At 73.7% G+C, this 19,643-nt stretch carries 15 protein-coding genes; 4 read left to right on the top strand and 11 right to left on the bottom strand.

Translation table 11 applies throughout. The features are described from left to right. The 5 genes from DC432_RS13845 to DC432_RS13825 form a co-directional block, all read right to left on the bottom strand. On the bottom strand, positions 1 to 1,637 hold a 1,637-nt coding region (locus DC432_RS13845), incomplete at its 3' end, for a circularly permuted type 2 ATP-grasp protein (RefSeq protein WP_133177949.1). Between the two features lie 153 nt (positions 1,638 to 1,790). Beyond that, the gene (locus tag DC432_RS13840) at positions 1,791 to 2,972 is read right to left on the bottom strand and encodes a zinc-dependent alcohol dehydrogenase (RefSeq protein WP_116538376.1); all 1,182 of its coding nucleotides are present in this window, start codon (positions 2,970 to 2,972) and stop codon (positions 1,791 to 1,793) included. Between the two features lie 86 nt (positions 2,973 to 3,058). Beyond that, positions 3,059 to 3,778, bottom strand: a complete 720-nt coding sequence (locus DC432_RS13835) for a glycosyltransferase (protein WP_116538375.1) — start codon at positions 3,776 to 3,778, stop codon at positions 3,059 to 3,061. Then, on the bottom strand, positions 3,778 to 5,226 hold the full coding sequence (locus DC432_RS13830; RefSeq protein WP_116538374.1) for a bifunctional PIG-L family deacetylase/class I SAM-dependent methyltransferase: 1,449 nt from the start codon (positions 5,224 to 5,226) through the stop codon (positions 3,778 to 3,780). Before DC432_RS13830 ends, DC432_RS13835 begins: the two co-directional genes overlap by 1 nt. Then, entirely contained in the window at positions 5,220 to 6,260 is a 1,041-nt protein-coding gene (locus DC432_RS13825) for an acyl-CoA dehydrogenase (protein ID WP_243393139.1), read from the bottom strand. The genes DC432_RS13830 and DC432_RS13825 overlap by 7 nt, the downstream gene beginning before the upstream one ends. Before the next feature lie 120 nt (positions 6,261 to 6,380). Here DC432_RS13825 and DC432_RS13820 point away from each other — a divergent pair, with 120 nt between their 5' ends. Continuing rightward, the gene (locus tag DC432_RS13820) at positions 6,381 to 6,662 is read left to right on the top strand and encodes a hypothetical protein (RefSeq protein WP_133177948.1); all 282 of its coding nucleotides are present in this window, start codon (positions 6,381 to 6,383) and stop codon (positions 6,660 to 6,662) included. Positions 6,663 to 6,705: 43 nt separating this feature from the next. On the opposite strand, the gene DC432_RS13815 is transcribed toward DC432_RS13820, so the two are convergent. Next, the gene (locus tag DC432_RS13815) at positions 6,706 to 6,918 is read right to left on the bottom strand and encodes a hypothetical protein (protein WP_116538372.1); all 213 of its coding nucleotides are present in this window, start codon (positions 6,916 to 6,918) and stop codon (positions 6,706 to 6,708) included. Positions 6,919 to 7,350: 432 nt separating this feature from the next. Beyond that, positions 7,351 to 8,190, bottom strand: coding sequence for a helix-turn-helix transcriptional regulator (locus DC432_RS13810; protein ID WP_108320412.1), 840 nt, complete (start codon positions 8,188 to 8,190; stop codon positions 7,351 to 7,353). A 209-nt stretch (positions 8,191 to 8,399) separates the two neighbouring features. Between DC432_RS13810 and DC432_RS13805 the strand changes: the two genes are divergently transcribed. Both DC432_RS13805 and DC432_RS13800 read left to right on the top strand, forming a co-directional pair. Next, a complete protein-coding gene (locus DC432_RS13805; protein ID WP_116538371.1) occupies positions 8,400 to 9,353 on the top strand; it encodes an SDR family oxidoreductase in 954 nt (317 codons plus the stop codon). 75 nt (positions 9,354 to 9,428) lie between these two features. Beyond that, positions 9,429 to 10,994 carry a molybdopterin-dependent oxidoreductase gene (locus DC432_RS13800; RefSeq protein WP_116538370.1) on the top strand — a complete coding sequence of 522 codons (1,566 nt, stop codon included), beginning with the start codon at positions 9,429 to 9,431 and terminating at the stop codon, positions 10,992 to 10,994. Positions 10,995 to 11,129: 135 nt separating this feature from the next. Here DC432_RS13800 and rocD read toward each other — a convergent pair whose 3' ends face one another. The 4 genes from rocD to DC432_RS13780 form a co-directional block, all read right to left on the bottom strand. Next, positions 11,130 to 12,347 (bottom strand): ornithine--oxo-acid transaminase, encoded by a 1,218-nt coding sequence (gene rocD, locus DC432_RS13795; protein ID WP_116538369.1) that lies wholly within the window; start codon positions 12,345 to 12,347, stop codon positions 11,130 to 11,132. Further along, positions 12,344 to 13,240 carry a dimethylargininase gene (gene ddaH, locus DC432_RS13790; RefSeq protein WP_207770828.1) on the bottom strand — a complete coding sequence of 299 codons (897 nt, stop codon included), beginning with the start codon at positions 13,238 to 13,240 and terminating at the stop codon, positions 12,344 to 12,346. The genes rocD and ddaH overlap by 4 nt, the downstream gene beginning before the upstream one ends. A gap of 370 nt (positions 13,241 to 13,610) precedes the next feature. Beyond that, entirely contained in the window at positions 13,611 to 15,125 is a 1,515-nt protein-coding gene (locus DC432_RS13785) for an alpha-N-arabinofuranosidase (protein ID WP_116538368.1), read from the bottom strand. A 75-nt stretch (positions 15,126 to 15,200) separates the two neighbouring features. Then, complete coding sequence (locus DC432_RS13780) at positions 15,201 to 18,875, bottom strand: aldehyde dehydrogenase family protein (RefSeq protein WP_116538367.1); 3,675 nt, start codon at positions 18,873 to 18,875, stop codon at positions 15,201 to 15,203. Between the two features lie 200 nt (positions 18,876 to 19,075). Between DC432_RS13780 and DC432_RS13775 the strand changes: the two genes are divergently transcribed. After that, positions 19,076 to 19,643 (top strand): alpha-lytic protease prodomain-containing protein (locus DC432_RS13775; protein ID WP_207770827.1); only part of this gene is annotated, 568 nt, incomplete at its 3' end.

Here is a 19,643-nt window from a genome sequence, read left to right as displayed (position 1 = left end):
TTGCCCGAGGGGCCGGTGCCCGGCCGAGGGTCACGCGGCGAGGTGGCGGGTGCGGGCTGCCCGTCGTAGATGATCGGGATGGCCTCGGTCACCGCCGCCTGGTCGGCGACCAGACCCGAGACGCCGTTGCCCTGGCCGTACTCGACGTGAGAGGGCGCGGATCCGCCGACGACCCAGGTGTCCTTCGACCCGCCGCCCTGGCTGGAGTTGACCACGAGCTGCCCCTCGGGCAGCGCCACGCGGGTCAGACCGCCGGGGAGCACCCAGATGTCGTCGCCGTCGTTGACCGCGAAGGGCCGCAGGTCGGCGTGACGGGGGCGCATGCCGTCCTCGACGAGCGTCGGGATGGTCGAGAGCATGACGACCGGCTGGGCGATCCAGCCGCGCGGGTCGGCCTTCAGACGCTTGCGCAGCGCGTCGAGCTCGGCGGGCGAGGCGTCGGGGCCGACGACCAGGCCCTTTCCGCCGGAGCCGTCGACCGGCTTGACCACGAGCTCGGGCAGGCGGTCCAGCACCTCTTCGAGCGCGCCCGGGTCTTCGAGGCGCCAGGTGTCGACGTTCTTCAGGATCGGCTCTTCGGCGAGGTAGTACCGGATCAGGTCGGGCACGTACGTGTAGAGCAGCTTGTCGTCGGCGACGCCGTTGCCGACCGCGTTGGCGATCGTGACGTTGCCCAGGCGCGCGGCGAGCATGAGCCCGGGCGCACCGAGCATCGAGTCGGCGCGGAACTGCAGCGGGTCGAGGAAGTCGTCGTCGACGCGGCGGTAGATGACGTCGACGCGCTGGGGTCCGCGGGTGGTGCGCATGAACACCTTGCCGCCGATGCACAGCAGGTCGCGGCCCTCGACGAGCTCGACGCCCATGAGGCGCGCGAGCAGCGTGTGCTCGAAGTACGCCGAGTTGTACACGCCCGGCGTCAGCACGACGATGTTCGGATCGTCGATCCCGGGCGGGGCCGAGGCGCGCAGCGCCGCGAGCAGCTTGTTGGGGTAATCGCCGACGGGACGCACGCGCATCGACACGAACAGCTCGGGCAGCGTCTGCGCCATGACGCGGCGGTTCGAGATGACGTACGAGACGCCCGAGGGCACGCGCACATTGTCTTCGAGCACGCGCATCTCGCCGTGCTCGTCGCGGATGAGGTCGATTCCCGACACCTGGATGCGCACGCCGTTGGCACTGCGGATGCCGGCGGCCTGGCGATAGAAGTACTGCGACGACGAGATCAGACCCGCGGGCAGGATGCCGTCGCGCACGCAGTGCTGATTGCCGTACGCGTCGTCGAGGAACGCCTCGAGCGCTCGGACGCGCTGCTTCACGCCGGCCTCGATGCGCGACCACTCGTCGTACGCGATGACCCGAGGCACGGCATCCAGGGGGAAAGGCCGCTCCTCACCCGCGAAGTCGAACGTGACGCCCTGCGCCAGGTACGAACTCGCCAGCGATTCGGTGCGGCCGCGCAGCTCCTCCTGGGTCATCTGCGCGAGCGTCTGGTACAGCTCCCGGTACGCCTCGCGAGAGGGGGCGGCGTCCCCGGCCGTGGCCGGGGCGCCGAACATCTCGTCGTACGCCGGGATGCCGGAAGCGGTCTTGCGCGGCGCCAACGTGGAGCCGTAACCGTCGAACAGGTCACCCATGCCACGACTCTACTCAGCGCCGTGTTGCCGGAACGTTTCCCACCCGCCGCGCCGCACACCGCCGCCCGCGCGCGTCGCCGGGATACGTCGCTTCGGCGCGAACGACGGCGGCAGAGCCTGGCGACTGACGCGGGGCGGGGGCGGGCGTGCGGGTCAGGTGCCGGGGCGCAGCACCACCTTGATGCAGCCGTCCTCCTTCTTCTGGAACGTCTCGTACAGGCCGGGGGCGTCCTCGAGCGGGGCGTGGTGGGTGACCAGATCCATCACGCCGAGCGGATCGGCCGAGTCCTCGACGAGCGGCAGCAGGTCGTCGATCCACCGCTTGACGTTGCACTGACCCATGCGCAGGTTCAGCTGCTTGTCGAACATGGTCTTCATCGGCAGCACGTCCGCCTCGCCGGCGTAGACGCCGCTGAGCGACACGGTCCCGCCGCGGCGCACGAGGTCGATCGAGGCGTAGACCGCCGCGAGCCGGTCGATGCCGGCCTTGTCCATGAGCTTCCGCGCGAGGGCGTCGGGCAGCAGACCGACGGCGTTCTGGGCCAGCTTCGCGCCGCCGTTGCCGTGGGCCTCCATGCCGACGGCATCCACGACCCCGTCCGCACCGCGCCCCTCGGTGAGGTCGATCAGTTCGTCGACCACCGTGTCGGTCAGGTCGTAGGTCAAAATGCCGTGGCGCTCGGCCATCGCGCGCCGGTCGGCCTCGGGCTCGATCGCGAGGACGCGATAGCCGAGGTGCACGCCGATGCGCGCCGCGAACTGCCCGACCGGGCCGAGCCCCATGACGGCGAGCGTGCCGCCCTCGGGAACGTTCGCGTACTGCACGCCCTGCCACGCCGTGGGCACGATGTCGCTGAGGAAGAGGTAGCGGTCGTCGGGCAGGTCGTCGCCCACGCGGATGTGGTTGTAGTCGGCCAGCGGCACGCGCAGGTATTCGGCCTGCCCGCCCGGCACCTGGCCGTACAGCTTGGTGTAGCCGAACAGCGCCGCGCCGCTGCCGTACTCGCGCACCTGCGTCGTCTCGCACTGGGACTGCAGGCCGCGTCGGCACATGAAGCAGTGACCGCACGAGATGTTGAACGGGACGACGATGCGATCGCCGACGGCGAGGTTCGTCACGGCCGAGCCCACCTCGACGACGACGCCCATCGGCTCGTGGCCGAGCACATCCCCCTTGTCGATGAACGGGCCGAAGAGCTCGTACAGGTGCAGGTCGGAGCCGCAGATCGCGGTCGAGGTGATCTTCACGATCGCGTCGGTCGGTTCGAGGATCTGCGGGTCGGGGACCTCTTCGACGCTCACGTTGCGCGTGCCCTGCCAGGTCAGTGCCTTCATGGTGATGCCTTCCGTTCCGGGGATGCCCAGTGTGCGGCGAGGGGACTGGGGATGCCGAGGTGGTTGACGAACCCCCTCCCGCGGTGTCACGCCCCGGTGCCGGCCAGCGGCGGAGCGTCGATCCAGGCGTGCACGCGATCGAGGAACGCGGCGTACCCGCCGGGCGTGCGCCCGGTGAAGCGTCCCGACGTCTCGACCTCGTGAGCGTCGCTCGCGCGCACCGTCGCTCCGATCTCGCGCGCGGCGCTCACCAGCGCGACATCCTCGTGTTCGACCAGGTCGCGGATGCCGCCGGCGGCGACGTACGTCCGCGCCCGCACGCCGAGGTTCGCGCCGTGCACGTTGCCGGCCGGGCGTCCGCGGTGGTGCGTCGACCGCCAGTAGGCGGCGTGGCGAGCGCTGAGGTCGGCGAAGTCGGGACGGACGGTGCCGAGCACCAGATCGACCCCCTGCGCGGCCAGATCAAGCTGATGGGTGATCCAGTCCGCGGGCACGACGGTGTCGGCATCCGTCAGAGAGATCCAGGTCTCTTCGAGCGGGATGCCGAGACCCGCCAGCCCGTGGGCGACGCCCACCCGCCGGGCGGTGCCAACGGCGCGGGCCGCGATCTCGACGATCTCGACCGGCCATCGCCGCGCCTGCACCGCGGTGGTGTCGGCGCACGCGTCGAGCACCAGGACGACCCGCACCCGCAGCCGCGGATCGCGCTCGCGTGCGCGGTCCACGGCGCGGGTGACCGAGGCCAGGCACCGGCCGATCAGCGCCTCTTCGTCGTGCGCGGGGATCGCGACCACCACGGCCCGCATCAGACCAGGCCCGCCTCGGCGGCGACGGACGGGGCTCCCGCGCGTCCGTAGACCTCGAGGACGAAGTCGTCCTCGACGTGCCGCACCAGCCGCGCCAGCTGCGGCACGGCCGCCAGGGCGGCGTGCACCTCGTCGCCGGTGAGCGGATACTCCGCGACCGGATGCCGCCAGTGGCAGGCGACCACGTGACCGTCGGGGTCGAGCGCGGCCACGGCGGCCGCCAGTCCGCGCTCGAGGTCCGCGGCGCCCCAGTAGTACGCGACCTCGGACAGCACGATCAGGTCGAAGGCACCCTCGGGCCACTGCTGCGGCAGGAGGGCTCGACGCAGCTCGACGTGCGCCTGCGCGGTCAGCCGCTGCCGGGCGCGCTCGAGGGCGGCCTCGGACAGATCGACCGCGTGCACGCGGTCGGCGCGCGCGGCGAGCGCCGCGGTGAGGGCTCCCGTCGAGCACCCCGCCTCGAAGACCGCGCGATAGCGCCGCCGCGGCAGCGCGGCGAGCACGGCGGCGCGCTTGCGCTCCTCGTACCAGCGCGAGTCGAAGCCCCACGGGTCGTCGTGGCGGGCGTACATGTCGTCGAAGTAGTCGGCGCCGACGGAAGCGGGGTCGGCATCCGTCTCGGTCGGGCGCACCTCGGCGGCGGGGTCCGTCGCGCCCGGCTGCCCAGCCGGAGCGGGCGCGGGCGCGGCGTCCGTTCGCGCGACCGGGGCGAAGAACACCTCGACGTCGCGGGCGAAGTGCGCGCGCATCCCGGCGTGCAGCATCGTCTCGTCGCCCGGGGCGTCCGACAGCGGAGCGATCTGGCTGCGGTGCGCGCCGAGGGCGCGGGCCTTCGCCGCGGCGGCGTCTCTGCCGAGCGGCGCGCGTTCCGCGCGGTCCCACGGCACGTCGTCGGGCGTCCCCCAGTGCCAGAGCCAGATCGGAAAGGCCCGGTGCCGGGCGCCTCGAGCGGCGGCGACCTGCTCGGCGACCTCGCCGACGACGCGGTGGTCGTGGTGGCCGTCGCCGCGCCAGGTCGACAGGACGAGAACGCGCCGCGCGTTGCCGCGCCGCAGCAGGGCGTCGAGCGTCTCGGCGATGACCCGGCGGTGCGCGCCGGTCGAGGCATCCGGCAGCCCCAGGAGCACCGGAAGGCCCTCGACGCCGATCCGGTCCATCGCCTCGGCCAGCTCGGCGCGACGACGTCGGGCGAGCCCCGCGGGCGAGTGGGTGGGCGAGGCGGGGTGCGATCCCTCGCCGTCGGTGGCGACCACGACATCGATCGGGATGCCGCGCCCCGCCGCCGTCGCGAGCAATCCCCCCGCGCCGAGGCACTCGTCGTCGGGGTGCGCGGCGACCACGACGATCCGATCGACGTCCAGATCCACCGGCGGCAGGCGGCGGGACGCGAGTGCTGCCGCCCAGACGGATTCGTCGGTCCCGGGCTCGCGGTGGTCGAAGCTCACCACGCGCCGTCGCCCTCTGCCACGGCCGCACCGAGGCGCGCGAGGTCGCGGTCGCCGTGGTGCTGACGCACGTAGACCTGCAGATCGGCGACCCGGCGCGCGTGCCCCTCGTCGGCGACGAGCGGGAGCGGGCCGAGCGCTCGCGCCGCCTCGGCGAGGGTCGTCTCGACGGCGTCCGCGACGATCGTGCGCACCCGCGCCGCCCGCAGTCCCGGCGACGAGGACGCGCCGCCGTCGAACACCGCGGCCGTCTCGGCCAGCGCCACGCGGGCCGCCCACAGGGCGGCATCCGCTCGCCCCAGGTGCGTGCGCGACAGCTGGTCGGCGCCCTCGCGTCGAGCGGTCTCGCGAAGCGCTCCGCGCACGGGCAGCGCCGCTCCCCACCAGCACGCCGCGACCCCGACCCCGCCGTGCGCGAAGCCGGGGCGCCGCAGGTACCAGCCCGGCTCGCCCACCGGCCGCGCGACCGCGGCGTCGACGTCGATCGGCGCGCTGACCACCGCCTGCAGTCCGCGTGCGTGCCACGGGCCGGGGCGCGCGACGACCGCCGGGTCGCGCAGGTCGAGGGCGAACAACCCGCGCCGCTCATCGTCGACCCACGCGGTGACGAGCGCGTGGTCGAGGTGCGCCGCCAGCGAGCACCACGGCTTCGTCCCGCTCAGGCGCCACCCCCGCCCGTCGCGGATCGCTCGCAGCCGCATCCCCGGCGCTTCGGCCGCGAAGACGCCCCAGGAGCCGGAGCGGTCGAGTCCGTCGGCATCCGCTTCGTCGAGGATGCCGAGCGCGTCGAGGTGCGGCTCGAGGATGCGGGCCGCAGCCACATCGCGCACCGCGGTGGCGGCGAGCAGGTCCCACGTCGCGGCGAGGGTGCGGGGACGGCGCGCCCCGGTCCGGACGGACCACGCGAGGGTGGCGGCGACGTCGACGCCGAAGCCGTCCACGGTGTCGGCATCGGCCAGCGCGTCGCGGGCGCGGTCGAAAGACGAGGGATCGGATGCCGAGAGCAGGGGGAACGGGGGATGGTGGGCGTCGCTCACGGCGCCCAGCCTGGGGCGCCGTGACGCATCGGGCGAGAACCTTGACAGGAGGGGGTGGGCGTGCAGCGCCGGTGGTATCCGACGTCGGAGGAGGCGAAACGGGTCTGTCAGGATGGCGTCATGTCCGCCACAGCGAAGATCACCTCGGCGCTCGCGGCGCTCGCCCTCACCGCCACGGCGTTGGCCGGATGCTCGGCAACAGCCCCAGCGGCGGTCGAGACGCCCGTGGCATCCGCTTCTCCGATCGTGGCATCCCCTTCTCCGGCCGTCGCCGAACCGGCGGCCGAGGCGACGGCGTCGGCCGAGCCGGACACCTGCTCGCGGATGTCGGAGGTCTACGGCTCCGCCGGGGGTCTGTACCAGGAGCGGCAGGGGACGCTGGCGGAACTTCGGCGCGCGTGAGTACGCGCGCGGCGATCTTCGTCAGCTCTTCTCCTGACGCCGGCTAGGACTCGTCGTCGGTCGCGTCGGGCGGCAGCACTTCGCGCCGCAAGCGCCTGATGCCGACGGCGATGAGCGCGCCACCGAGGGCGATCGACGCCACACGTACCCCCCACGGCAGATCGTGAACCCACAGCATCGGAATCATGAGAACGAAGGTCGCACCGACGAAGTACCAGACCGTCGCCGAGGCGGGTGTCTTCTCGCTCGCAGCCATACCTCGACGCTACGAGCGCACTCGACGTCCGTCCTCCCCCTTACGACGGAATCGCGGGGACTGGGCGCCTGCACGGCCTCGATCGCCGCGGACAGAGCGCTCGCGCAGAGGGTCGCGAGCACGGGTTTCTTCCACCGCAGACCCGCAAGCAGAGCGACCGGCACGAACAGCAGGATGTTGGCCATGGACTCCACCGCGGTCGGAGCGAGGAAGGGCAGCTCAGCGGCGCATCCGATCGCCCGGTCGCTCTCGCCCTCCGGAAAGAGGGTGAGACCGAGAACCGCGATGAGAGCGATGGCGAGGAGCGTCGTCGTCGTCCGCGGTCTCGAGACCAGGACGCGTCCGATGACCGGCCCGACGCCGATGGAGACGGGGCGGGCGCGGTGCCCGACAGGATCACCCGCGCATCCCTCGCCGCTCGACCCCGCCGCGTCACGCGGGGACGGCGGGCCCGATGACCGACAGCAGACGCAGCTTCTCGGCGCTCTCGCTGCCCGGGGCCGCCGTGTAGACGAGCAGGGAGTGGGCGCTCTCGGGGTCCACGAGCGTCTGACAGTGCACCTCGATCGCCCCGACCTCGGGGTGCATGAAGTGCTTCGTGTCGCGGGGGCGCAGGCCGACCTCGTGACGCTCCCACAGCGCCCGGAACTCCTCGCTGCGATCGCGCAGGTCGTCGGCGAGCTCGGCGGCCCGCGACCCGGCTCCGCGACGACCGACGATCTCGCGCAGTCCCGCGGCGAACAGTCGACTCAGGAAGTCGTGGTCCTCCTCGGCGTAGAGACCGCGCGACGCCGGGTCGGCGAACCAGCGCCAGCCGAGGCTGCGGTGCATCCCGCGGCGCAGCGAGGCGTCGCCCGTGAGCGCGATGCCCAGGCGTGATTGGCGCAGGGTCTCGCCCAGCTCGGTCACGATCTCGGCGGGGGTGTCGTCGAGCCGGTCCAGCACACGCAGCAACCCGGGGCCGACGTGCTCGAGCATGCCCGCCCGCTCGGCGGGAACGTGGCCGGCGAGCCGGAAGAGGTGGTCGCGTTCCGCCCGAGACAGGTGCAGTCCCTGCGCGATCGACGCCAGCATCTGCTCCGACGGGTGGGGCCCGCGCTCGCGTTCGAGGCGGGCGTAGTAGTCGGTGGACATGTGGCTGAGCGCCGCGGCCTCTTCTCGCCGCAGCCCTCGGGTGCGTCGGCGCGCACCGCGCGGCAGACCGACGTCCTCGGGCTGCAGGGCTTCGCGACGCGTGCGCAGGAAATGCGCGAGGGCTGCTCGATCGATCACGGGGGCCTCCTCGGCATCCTGTCTACCCCGTGTCGCACAGACGAACCAGGGCGCGGCGATCCCCCTCTGCGGAGCGGGCCGGATGCCACCCGCCCGCCCGCGCGAGCGGCCCCGACCGGGGGATGCGCGAGACGGGGATCGACAGGCCCTGCCTGCGCCCGCCGCGACGCGCGACGCTGGACCCCTGCCCACCGACACAGGAGACCGACATGGCACGCGACGACATCGACATCACGCTTCCCGACCTCGCCGGACGACGGGTCGTGCTCACCGGCGGCAGCGACGGGATGGGCCTGATCATGGCGGACCGCCTCGCCGCCGCGGGCGCCGACCTCGTGCTGCCCGTGCGCAACCGGGCCAAGGGCGAAGCCGTCGCGGTGCGCCTGCGCACGAAGAACCCCGGGGCCCGGGTCGCGCTGCACGATCTGGACCTGTCGTCTCTGGCATCCGTGCGCTCCTTCGGAACCGCGCTGACGGCCGAGGGGGCGCCCGTGCATCTGCTGATCAACAACGCCGGGGTGATGACGCCTCCGTCGCGGCAGACGACCGCGGACGGACACGAATTGCAGTTCGGCACGAATCACCTCGGACACGTCGCTCTCGTCGGCCACCTCTGGCCGCTGCTGCTCGCGGGCGAGGCGCGCGTCGTGTCGCAGGTGAGCGTCGCCGCCCGGTCCGGCCGCATCGCCTGGGACGACCTCGATAGCGAGCGCGCGTACAACGGCCAACGGGCCTACAGCCGGTCGAAGATCGCGCTGGCGCTCTTCGCGCGCGCCCTCGATGAGAAGTCGCGGCGTGCGGGGTGGGGAGTCCGCAGCGTGGTCTCGCATCCGGGGGTCGCCCCGACGAACCTGCTCGCAGCCCGCCCCGAGATCGGGCGTGACGCCGACACCACGGGGGTGAAGGTCGTCCGCTGGTTGTCGTCGCGCGGCCTGCTGCTCGGGACGGTCGAGACCGCGGCCCTTCCGGCGCTCGTCGCGGCGACGACGGCCGCACCCCGCAGCGACGTGCTTTACGGGCCCACCGGCTTCGGCCACGTGGGCGGCGCTCCGGGAACCCACGCGCTCTACCCGCCGCTGCGCGACCTCGCCGCCGCCGATCGGATGTGGGATGCCTCTGTCTCACTCGCGGGTGTCGCGCAGGCGTTCGAGCGCGGAGCGTAGGCTCTCGTCCACCGGTTGCCTGTGAGTTCCGCGCGGTCCGGCACCCGCGCCTCCCACGCTCTCTAGGCTCCCCTCGTGACCCCTGACCCCTCGCGCCGCCGCGACCTCGCGGCCTCCGCCGCAGCCGTCGGCTCCACCGTCCTCGGAGCCGGGCTCGGCGAGCTCGTCGCCGCCGTCGTCGCTCCCGCGGCGAGCCCGTTCGCGGTCATCGGGGGCGCGATGATCGACCTCGCCCCGGCGTGGGCGAAGAACCTCGCCATCAGTCTCTTCGGAACGGGCGACAAGGCCGCCCTGCTCGTGGGGATCGCGGTGCTCTTGCTGATCGGCGCGGGACTGGCCGGGGCTCTCGAGAACCGACGGCCACCGTGGGGCCGTGTCGCGCTCGCGGCCCTCGGCGGCCTGGGCGCCGTGGTGTCGCTCACCCGCGCCGACGCCGCCCTGCTGTCGCCCGTCCCCTCTCTCGTGGCGGGAGCGGTGGCCGCTCTGATCGGCGGCCTTCTGATCGGCCGCCTGCGCCGCAGGGCCGAGGCGTTGCACGGTGATCGGGCATCAGCCGGCGCGGCGCGCGCCGACGGCCTGAGCCGGCGCACCGTCCTCGCCTACTCGGGCGTCGCGGTGCTCGCCGGCGCCCTCGCCGCCGCCGGAGCCCTCGCGATCGGCGGAGGTGCCCGCGCGGTCAGCGCCCTGCGCGCGGCGCTGCGCCTGCCGACGCCGGCGACGACGGCATCCGTCCCCTCCGGAGCCGAGCTGGGGATCGAGGGCCTGACCCCCGTCGTCACGCCCTCGGCCGACTTCTACCGCATCGACACCGCGCTCGTCGTCCCGCAGGTCGATCCGACCACCTGGACCCTGCGCGTGCACGGCCTGGTGGAGCAAGAGGTGGTGCTGCGGTGGGAGGACCTCGTCGCCCTCCCCCAGAAGGAGACGATCGCGACCCTCGTGTGCGTGTCGAACGAGGTGGGCGGCTCGCTCATCGGCACGGCCCGCTGGCTGGGCGTTCCGATCCGCGACATCCTCGCGCGCGCACGGCCCACCGCCGAGGCCGACATGGTGCTGTCGCGCTCGGTCGACGGGTTCACGGCATCCAGTCCCCTCGAAGCCCTCACGGACCAGCGGGATGCGCTGCTCGCCATCGGCATGAACGGCGAGCCCCTGCCGCTCGAGCACGGCTTTCCGGTGCGTCTGGTGGTGCCCGGTCTGTACGGCTACGTCTCGGCGACCAAGTGGGTCAGTGAGCTGGAGGTCACGCGCTTCGACCGCGCCGAGGGGTATTGGACGCCACGCGGCTGGTCGGAGCGCGGACCCGTGAAGCTGCAGTCGCGCATCGACGTCCCCCGCGCGGGAGCGCGCGTCGAGCCGGGACCGACCGTCATCGCCGGGGTCGCCTGGCACAACCACGTCGGCGTCACCGGCGTGGAGGTGCAGGTCGACGACGGCCCCTGGCGGCCCGCGACGCTCGCCAGCGCGATCTCGGCCGACACCTGGGTGCAGTGGAGCATCGAGTGGGAGGCGACTAGCGGCCTGCACACGGCACGCTGCCGCGCGACCTCGGCCGACGGGTCGACGCAGACCGCGACCGTCGCCCCTCCCGCCCCCGACGGTGCGACCGGCTGGGACGAGGCGACGATCTCGGTGGTCTGACGCGGGCGCCCGGCGGGGCGCCCCGAGGCGCGAGACTGCACGCTGCTGACAACTCGGCGACATCCTGCAACCGAGATGTCAGCGGGATGCCGTCTCGGCGTCGCAGGCGAACGCGCGCGGGCGGGAGCGCCCGGCTCAGGCGGCCAGCACGTGCTTGAGCTGTTCGACCGCCCAGTCCAGCTCGGTCGCCCGGATCGTCAGCGGCGGGGCGATGCGGATCGTCTGCCCGTGCGTGTCCTTGACCAGGACGCCGCGCGTCAGCAGCTTCTCGGCGACCTCGCGGCCTGTGCCGTACGCGGGGTCGATGTCGACGCCCGCCCACAGGCCCGCGATGCGCACGGCGGTCACGCCGTGGCCGACGAGCGTCTGCAGGTTCTGCTCGAGATGAGCGCCGAGCGCCTTCGCGCGCGTCTGGAACTCCCCGGATGCCAGCATCTCGACCACCCGCAGCCCCACGGCGGCGGCCAGCGGGTTGCCGCCGAAGGTCGACCCGTGCTCTCCGGCGCGGATCACGCCGAGCACGTCGTGGTTCGCGACGACGGCCGAGACGGGGAGGATGCCGCCGCCGAGCGCCTTGCCGAGCAGATAGAGGTCGGGCACGACACCCTCGCGGTCGCACGCGAACGTCTCGCCCACACGCCCGAGGCCCGACTGGATCTCGTCGGCGATGAACAGCACGTTGCGCTCGGAGCAGATCTCGCGCACGCGGCGGAGGAACCCCTCGGGCGGGATCACGACGCCGGCCTCACCCTGGATGGGCTCGATCAGCACCGCGGCGGTGTCGTCGTCGATCGCTGCGGCGATGGCATCCGCGTCCCCGTAGGGCACGTGCACGAACCCGGGTGCGTACGGACCGAAGTCGTCATGCGCGGACGGGTCGTCGCTGAAGCCGACGATCGTAGTCGTACGACCATGAAAGTTGCCGTTCGCGACGATGATGGTCGCGGCATCCGGGGCGATGCCCTTGGTGCGATAGCCCCAGGCGCGAGCGACCTTGATGCCCGTCTCGACGGCCTCGGCGCCGGTGTTCATCGGCAGCACCATGTCTTTGCCGCACAGCGCGGCGAGCGCGGTGGCGAAGGGCCCGAGGCGGTCGTTGTGATACGCCCTGCTGGTGAGGGTCAGCCGGTCGAGCTGTTCGCGCGCGGCGGCCAGGATCGCGGGATGGCCGTGCCCGAAGTTCAGCGCCGAGTACGCCGACAGCAGGTCGAGGTAGCGCTTGCCCTCGACGTCGGTGACCCACACGCCCTCGGCGCGCGAGACGACCACGGGGAGCGGGTGGTAGTTGTGGGCGAGGTGTGCGCCCTCATCGGCGATCAGACGAGCGCCGAGGTCGTCGATCGCGGTGCTCATCGCGAGCCGCCCCGCAGCTCGAGCGTGCAGCACTTGATGCCGCCGCCGCCGAGCAGCAGCTCGGACAGGTCGACCAGCACGGGGGTGTAGCCGCGCTCGCGCAGCTGCGCCTCGAAGCCCTTGGCACGCGGGGAGATGACGACGTTCCTGCCGTCGCTGGCCGAGTTGAGCCCGAACACCGAGCCGTCGGCATCCGAGACCCGGATGGCGTCGGGGAAGCGCTCGCGCAGGATCGCCTGGCTCTTCTCGTCGAAGGCGTTCGGCAGGTAGGCGATGTTGGCCTTGTCGACGCCACCGGGGCCCTCGACCGGGTCGAGCACGGCGAGCGCGGTGTCGAGGTGGTAGAAACGCGGGTCGGTGAGGGTCAGCGACACGACCTCGCGCGAGAACACCTCGCCCACCTCGCGGTGGCTGTCTCCGGTCGAGCGGAAGCCCGTGCCGGCCAGGATCGTGTCGCCCACGAGCAGGAAGTCGCCCTCGCCCTCGTTGACCTCGACGGGCTCGGCGACCTCGAACCCGTTCGCGGCGAACCAGTCGATGAAGGCGGGCGCCTCGGCCGCGCGCTCGCGGAAGCGGAACTTGGGTCCGTAGGCCACACCGTCGACGACGAAGCCGCCGTTGGCCGTGTAGACCATGTCGGGGAGGCCCTCGAGCGGGTCGATCAGCTCGATCTCGTGCCCGAGCGACACGTAGGTGTCGTACAGCGCCTGCCACTGGCGGACCGCGAGGGCGGTGTCGGTGGGGCGCGAGGGCTCCATCCACGGGTTGATGCTGTAGCTCACCGTGAAGTGCTCGGGCCGGCACATGAGGTACCGGCGGTGCTGCTGCACGCGCCCGGTGGTCTCGGAGGCGGCGGGCTCGACACCCGAGGTGGCGACGGGGGTAGCGGACATCTCTGCTCCTCGGAGGAAAGGTGCGGCGGACGCTGTCCTGGGGCTCGGTGGCCCTTCGACCCGGTGACGCCGGGACGCCGTGGCGGGGAAAGGTCGGTCCGAGCACGCCGCGCCCATTGTCTCACGCGCGTGCGCGGCGCGTCTCGCGCCGCGCGCCGACCGCCCGCGGGTGGCGGCGGCGGCGGGTGGCGGTGGCGGCGGCGGGTGGCGGTGGCGGTGGTGGCCGCGAGACAGCATGGCGCTGACAACTCGGCGACACTCTGCAACCGAGATGTCAGCGGGATGCAGTCTCGCGGCGCGGAGCGGCCGTGACCCGGACCGCGCGCGGCGCGCGAACCGCGGCGCCCGGACGGCGCGCCGCGCGGCGGCCTCACCCCGCGCGGCGCAGCGCCACGGCGGCCCAGGCGACCGGCGGCAGGGTGACGAACAGGATGCCGTCGGCCACCCGCGTCTCGAGGGTGCGGGGCCGTACCCGCTCGGGGTCGTCCAGCGTGTTGCTCGCCCGGGGGTCGTCGTCGTGCAGCGCGTGCGCTTCGACGACCTCGACGTCGCCGAGGCCGCGCACATCGATCTCGAGCTCGACGGGGTGCTCGAGGCCGCGGTGCACCAGGAACACCGCGCTCTCGCCCGTGGCGTCGTCGTGGGTGGCCACGGCATCCACGATCGGAACCGTCCCGTGGCGGGCTGTGTCGACCGTGCCCGCGTCGATCTGGACGCGCACGGCCGCGCCGCGCGCCAGTCGCGAGGTCAGGGCGAACGGGAAGAACGTCGTCTGCCGCCAGGCCGGTCCGCCCGGTTCGGTCATGATCGGCGCGATCACGTTGACGAGCTGGGCGAGGGACGCGGATGCCACGCGGTCGGCGTGCGCGAGCAGCGAGATCATCAGGTTGCCGAAGACGACGGCATCCATCACCGAGTACACGTCCTCGAGCAGACGCGGTGCGATCGGCCAGTCGTCGATCGCGGTGGGTTTGACCGCGTCGACGCGGTCGATGTACCAGACGTTCCACTCGTCGAAGGAGATGTCGATGCGCTTGGTGCTGCCGCGCGCGGCGCCGACGTGGTCGGCGGTGGCGACGACGGCCTCGATGAAGCGGTCCATGTCGACCGCCGAGGCGAGGAACGACGCGGCGTCGCCGTCGTGCTCCTGGTAGTACGCGTGGCACGAGATCATGTCGACGTCGTCGTAGGTGTGCTGCAGCACGACGCGTTCCCACTCGCCGAAGGTGGGCATCTGCGCGCCCGACGAGCCGCACACGACCAGCTCGATCGAGGGGTCGAGCTGCCGCATGCCCTTCGCGGTCCGCGCGGCGATCCTGCCGTAGTCGTCGGCCGAGCGGTGGCCGAGCTGCCAGGGCCCGTCCATCTCGTTGCCGAGACACCACACGCGCACGTCGAAGGGCTCCGCGCGGCCGTTGGCGATGCGCTGCTCCGACAGCGTGGAGCCGCCGGGGACGTTGGCGTACTCGAGCAGGTCGATCGCCTCGAGCGTGCCGCGCGTTCCGAGGTTGACCGCGAGCATGAGGTCGCTGCCGGCCTTGTCGAGCCAGTCGGCGAACTCGTGCAGCCCCACCTCGTTGGTCTCGGTCGAGTGCCACGCGAGGTCGAGGCGCCGCGGGCGCTGCTCACGGGGGCCGACGCTGTCCTCCCAGCGGAAGCCCGAGACGAAGTTGCCGCCCGGGTAGCGGATCGTCGAGACGCCGAGTTCGCGCACGAGCTCGAGCACGTCGCGGCGGAAGCCCTGCTCGTCCGCGGCGGGGTGGCCGGGCTCGTGGATGCCGTCGTAGATGTGACGTCCGAGGTGCTCGACGAATCCGCCGAACAGGCGGCGACGGACGGCGCCGATCGCGAAGCGGGGGTCGACGGTGAGTCGGGCAGCGGTCATCGGTGCTCCTTGCGGTCGGCGCCGACGCTACCCGGAGGGGCGTGGGCGGCCGAACGTTTTCGAAACCCCGTGCGCTCAGATGACCGCGGTGCTCCACGGGTCGGCGCGACCGAAGCGCCACGCCCCGATCGACACCGCCTGCTCGCGCAGGAACGGCAGCAGCTCGAGCCGGCCGGCGGTGGTGACCTCGCCCGCGTAGACGGTCATCGACACGTCGGCGCCGACCGTCTCGGCGACCGCCGCGCGCAGCGTCGCGACCGTCTCGGCCGGGCCCACCAGGCGGATCCGCCGCGGACGGGGCGCGGTCGCGAGCGGCTCTGCGTCGCCGAGGTCCGGGATGCCGCCCGCCAGGCGCTGCAACCACTGCTCGTCGGTCTCGACCGACACGGCGACGCCGCTCTCGCCGAGCAGGTGCCGCACCGGCGCGGGAAGGCCCACCGGGGTGCTCAGCGTGAACGTCGACCCCGATCGCACCGCCGCCACCAGCACGCGCAGCACCGCCTGCCACGACGCGTCTCCCGTGGCGCGCACGGCGACGTCGGCCGGCCGGTAGCGCCGGAGGTTGCGCTCGACGCCCAGGCGCGAGACGTCCTGCACGCGGCCGAACTCGCGGTCCCAGGCGACCGCGTCCGAGAGGGCTCCGCGCCGGAGCCAGTCGAACGCCTCGTACGACAGGGTCGGCTGGGCCGCCTCGATCAGGGCGGTGATCCGGCTGTCGAGGCCGCGCAGGTGCAGCGTCGACGACGAGGCACCACCGGTCGAGGGCCGCCACGATCCGAGGGTCACGAGCCGGTTCGGGCCGCCGGCCATCGCGCCGTCGCCGACGGCCGCGTCACCCCATCCGCCGAGGGGCTCGCGCTGCACGACCGCGCCCGTCGCGGGCCGGTTGACCCGCAGCACCGCGGCCTCGACCCCGTCGAGCCAGAGCTCGAGGTCGGCGGTGTCGCGCGTGTGCAGCCCCGCGACGAAGCCCGAGCCGATCGCGTTCTGCACCTCGATCGCGCGGGTGAGGGTGGGAACGTGCAGGATGCCGAGCACCGGGGCGGCCACCGCGGTCCGGGCCAGGTGCGACCCGGCGGCCACCCCCGTGCGCACGCCCGGCGACCAGAAACGTCCGGCCGTCTCGGGGCCGAGGTCGAGCTCGCGCGGCTCGACGAGCCAGCGCTCCCCCTCGCCCAGCACCGTCAACGCGCGGCGCACCTCGCCCGCGGGCTCTTCGACGAGCGGACCGACGTCCGAGAGCGGGTCGTCGGCGGGGCCGACGCGCAGAGAGGTCACGGCATCCTTGAGCTGCTCCTGGAAGGCGTGCGACCGCCCCACCGCGCCGACGACGATGGCCAGCGAGACGGCGGTCGCCGCCTGTCCCGCGCGAGCGAAAGCCGAGGCGACCAGGTCGGTCACCGCGTCGTCGAGGTCGGCCGACGGCGCGACGATCGCGACGTTGCGGCCGGCAGTCAGGGCCTGCAGGCGCAGAGCGGGTCGCCACGCGGCGAAACGCTCGGCGGTGCCGCGGGCTCCGCTGAGCAGAACGCGATCGACGCCCGGGTGCACGACGAGGGTGCGACCCGAGGCCTCTTCGTCGAGGTCGACGAAGGCGAGCAGGTCACGAGGCACGCCCGCGGCCCACAGGGCTTCGGCGACCACCGCGCCCGCCCGCCGTGCGCGCGGCGACGGCGTCAGCAGCACGCCCGATCCCGCGGCCAGAGCGGCGACAGTCTCGGCGGCGCACAGTCCCACGGGGGCGTTCCACCGGGGGGCGACGACGGTGACGCGGTCGGGGACGAAGACCGCCCCGGGTACGCGGTCGAGCTCCTTCGCGGTGGCGGCGTAGTAGGCCGCCGCGTCCACTGCCTGGCTCACCTCGGCGTCGGCCTCGCTCAGCAGCGCCCCGCCCTCCGAAGCCAGCACCTCGATCAGCTCGGCGCGCCGCTCCTCGAGCGTGCGGGCCGCCGCGTGCAGCACCGTCGCGCGCTCGGCGGCGGCGAGGGCGCCCCACGGTTCGGCGGCGGCGCCGACACGGGCGATGACCTCGTCGATCCCGGCGGCGTCGTCGACGCGCCCCGCGGCGGCGGTCGCGTCGCCCGCGGTCGAGGTCGCCGCGCGCGCGAGCGCCTGCAGCGCCCAGGCGCGGTCGTCGGGCAGCGAGGGGTCGGTGTCGCCGACGTGGGCGAAACCGGGAGCGCCACCGGCGAGTTCTGCGCTCTCGCGCACCGAGAAGACGGCGGTGTCGACGAACGCCTGCCCGCCGAACAGCATCTGCTGCACGTCCGGCCCGAGGGCGGAGGTGTCGGCGGATGCCACGGCCTCGCGCGCGATGCCGAGCACCGCCTGCGTCAGCCCCGGGTCGGCGGTGTCGGCGTCGAGGCGGTCGCGCAGGATCGCCGGGTCGACCTCGACCCCGCGCCGGCCCGCGCGCGCGGCGGTGTGCGGCAGATCGGCGGCGGCCAGGGCCCGGCGCACGCGCAGGGTCACCCCGTCGACGGGCTCGTCGGCATCCGCCTCGGGCTCGTCGTCCCCCGCACTCGCGTGCACGATCGCGCCCTCGGCATGGGCCTGCGCCACGCGGGCGGCGACCGCGTCGAGATCATCGGGGTGCACGACCGCGGTGGCCGTGACCGTCGGCGCGTCGGGATGCCACGACGCCCCGCGGGGCAGGACGAGCCGCACCGTGGCATCCGCCTCTTCGGACAGGGCGAGGGCGATCGCGGCGCGGACGGGGTCGACCGTGGCGACCTCGACGTCGAACCCCTCGACGCCGCGCGGGCTGAGCGCGTCGCGCAGGGCGCGCACGAAGAACGCGTCCACGTCGGCGCGGGCCGTGACGGCGGGGGGTTCCCAGCCGTGGCGGGCGGCGTCGACCGCGTCGCGTCCGCCGAGCCGATCGTCGATGAGGCGCAGGGTCAGGCGCGACCCGCCCGCGGCCGCGCGGACCCGGGCCCAGGCGGCCAGCTCGTGCACGGCGCCCAGCGTCTCGGGCACCGCGACCGGCAGGCCGACGCCCGCGGCGGCCTCGCGCAGGCGGGGCTCTTCGAGGACGCGCGTGAGCACGGCGACGGTGAGGTCGAGGTCGTCGCGACCGGAGGCGACGAGGGTCACGTGAAAATCGCGCGCCGCCGCGTCGAGGAACACCGGCAGCACCCGCTCGGCGGCGTGCTGCACGTCGGCCTCGAAGGCCCACGGCGAGCGGGGCGCGACCACGTCGCCGATCGCGAACGACACCCGCGCGACGTCGTCGCGGGCGATCAGGGAGCGGATGCCGTCCAGCCGGCGCCGCGCGGCGGACTCCCCCGCCACCCGGGGGCCGTCGAGCCGCAGGTCGAGCACCGTCTCGTCTGCGGCCGCGGCCGCGAGGTCGGCATCGAGGCGCTCGGGCCGGGCGTCGAGCACCAGGCCGGCGAGCACGTCGCGCAGAGCCCGCCGCGCGAGCGGGACGGCCGGGGTGGGCAGCACCGGGGCGACCGCGCCGCCGAGCTGCAGGGCGCCGCGGACGAACCACGGCAGCGACGCGGGCGCGACCTCGGCGAGCCGGTGCAGCGCCGCGGCCGCCGCCGTGAGGCTCTCGGGGCGCAGCACCGCGTCGGCGGCCGCGGCGACGAAGGCCGCTCCGTCCGCGTCGGTCGGCAGGGCGGGACGGCGCGGGCCCGTCGTCGCGACGGCACGCGGACCGAAAGCGGCCGCGAGCGACGCCGCGCGGGCGGCGAGGTCGGAGGAGAGCGCTGGACCGGTGGCGCGAGGGTCGTTCGGGCTCATGTGCGCCAGCCTAAACACCGCGCGCGCGGGGCCTCGGCGGCCCGCCGCGCAAGCCGAGATCAGGTTGTCCCCCGAACGGATGACATTTTCTGGACGCTGATCACCAATTCACAGAAAATTCTTCGCTTTTCGTCCGCCCCGTGTTTGTATGGCCGCGGGTACCCCGCCATTTATCCCCCCTGGATGGAAGGTCACTCCACGTGAACCGCATATCGAAGACGGTCGTCGGCGCTGCCGCTCTCGGCCTGTTCCTGACCACCGCCGCCAGTGCCCCCGCGCTGGCGCAGACCCCGGCCGCGCCCGAGCGCGCCGCCGTCGACGGCGTCGACGCGCAGCTGCTCGAAGCGATGGCCGCCGACCTCGGCACCGACACCGCCGGAGCGCAGGACGTCCTGCGTTTCCAGGCCGATGCCGCCGCGACGACTGACGACGTCGAGGCCGTCGCCGGCGAGGCCTACGCCGGCACCTGGCTCGACGAGTCGACGCGAACGGTGTACGCCGCCGTGACGACCGACGCCGCCTCCGCCGCGGCGGTCGACGCCGGCGCCGTGCCGGTCGAGGTCGAGCACTCCCTCACCGATCTCGAGGCCATCGCCGCGCAGATCGAGGCCAGCCCCGTGCCCGACGTCATCCCCTCGTGGTGGATCGACGTCGAGGCCAACGACGTGGTCGTCGACGTCGTCGCCGGCGGCGACCAGATCGCCTCCGACTTCGTGGCCTCGCTCGGCGCCCCCGCCGGCGMCGWCSTCGACGACCACGTCGTTGGCC

This window comes from Microbacterium testaceum (assembly GCF_003075375.1).
In the GTDB taxonomy this organism is placed as follows: Bacteria; Actinomycetota; Actinomycetes; order Actinomycetales; family Microbacteriaceae; genus Microbacterium; species Microbacterium testaceum_E.
The sequence above is the reverse complement of the archived record's forward strand: the minus strand, read 5'-3'. Positions and strand labels throughout refer to the sequence as shown.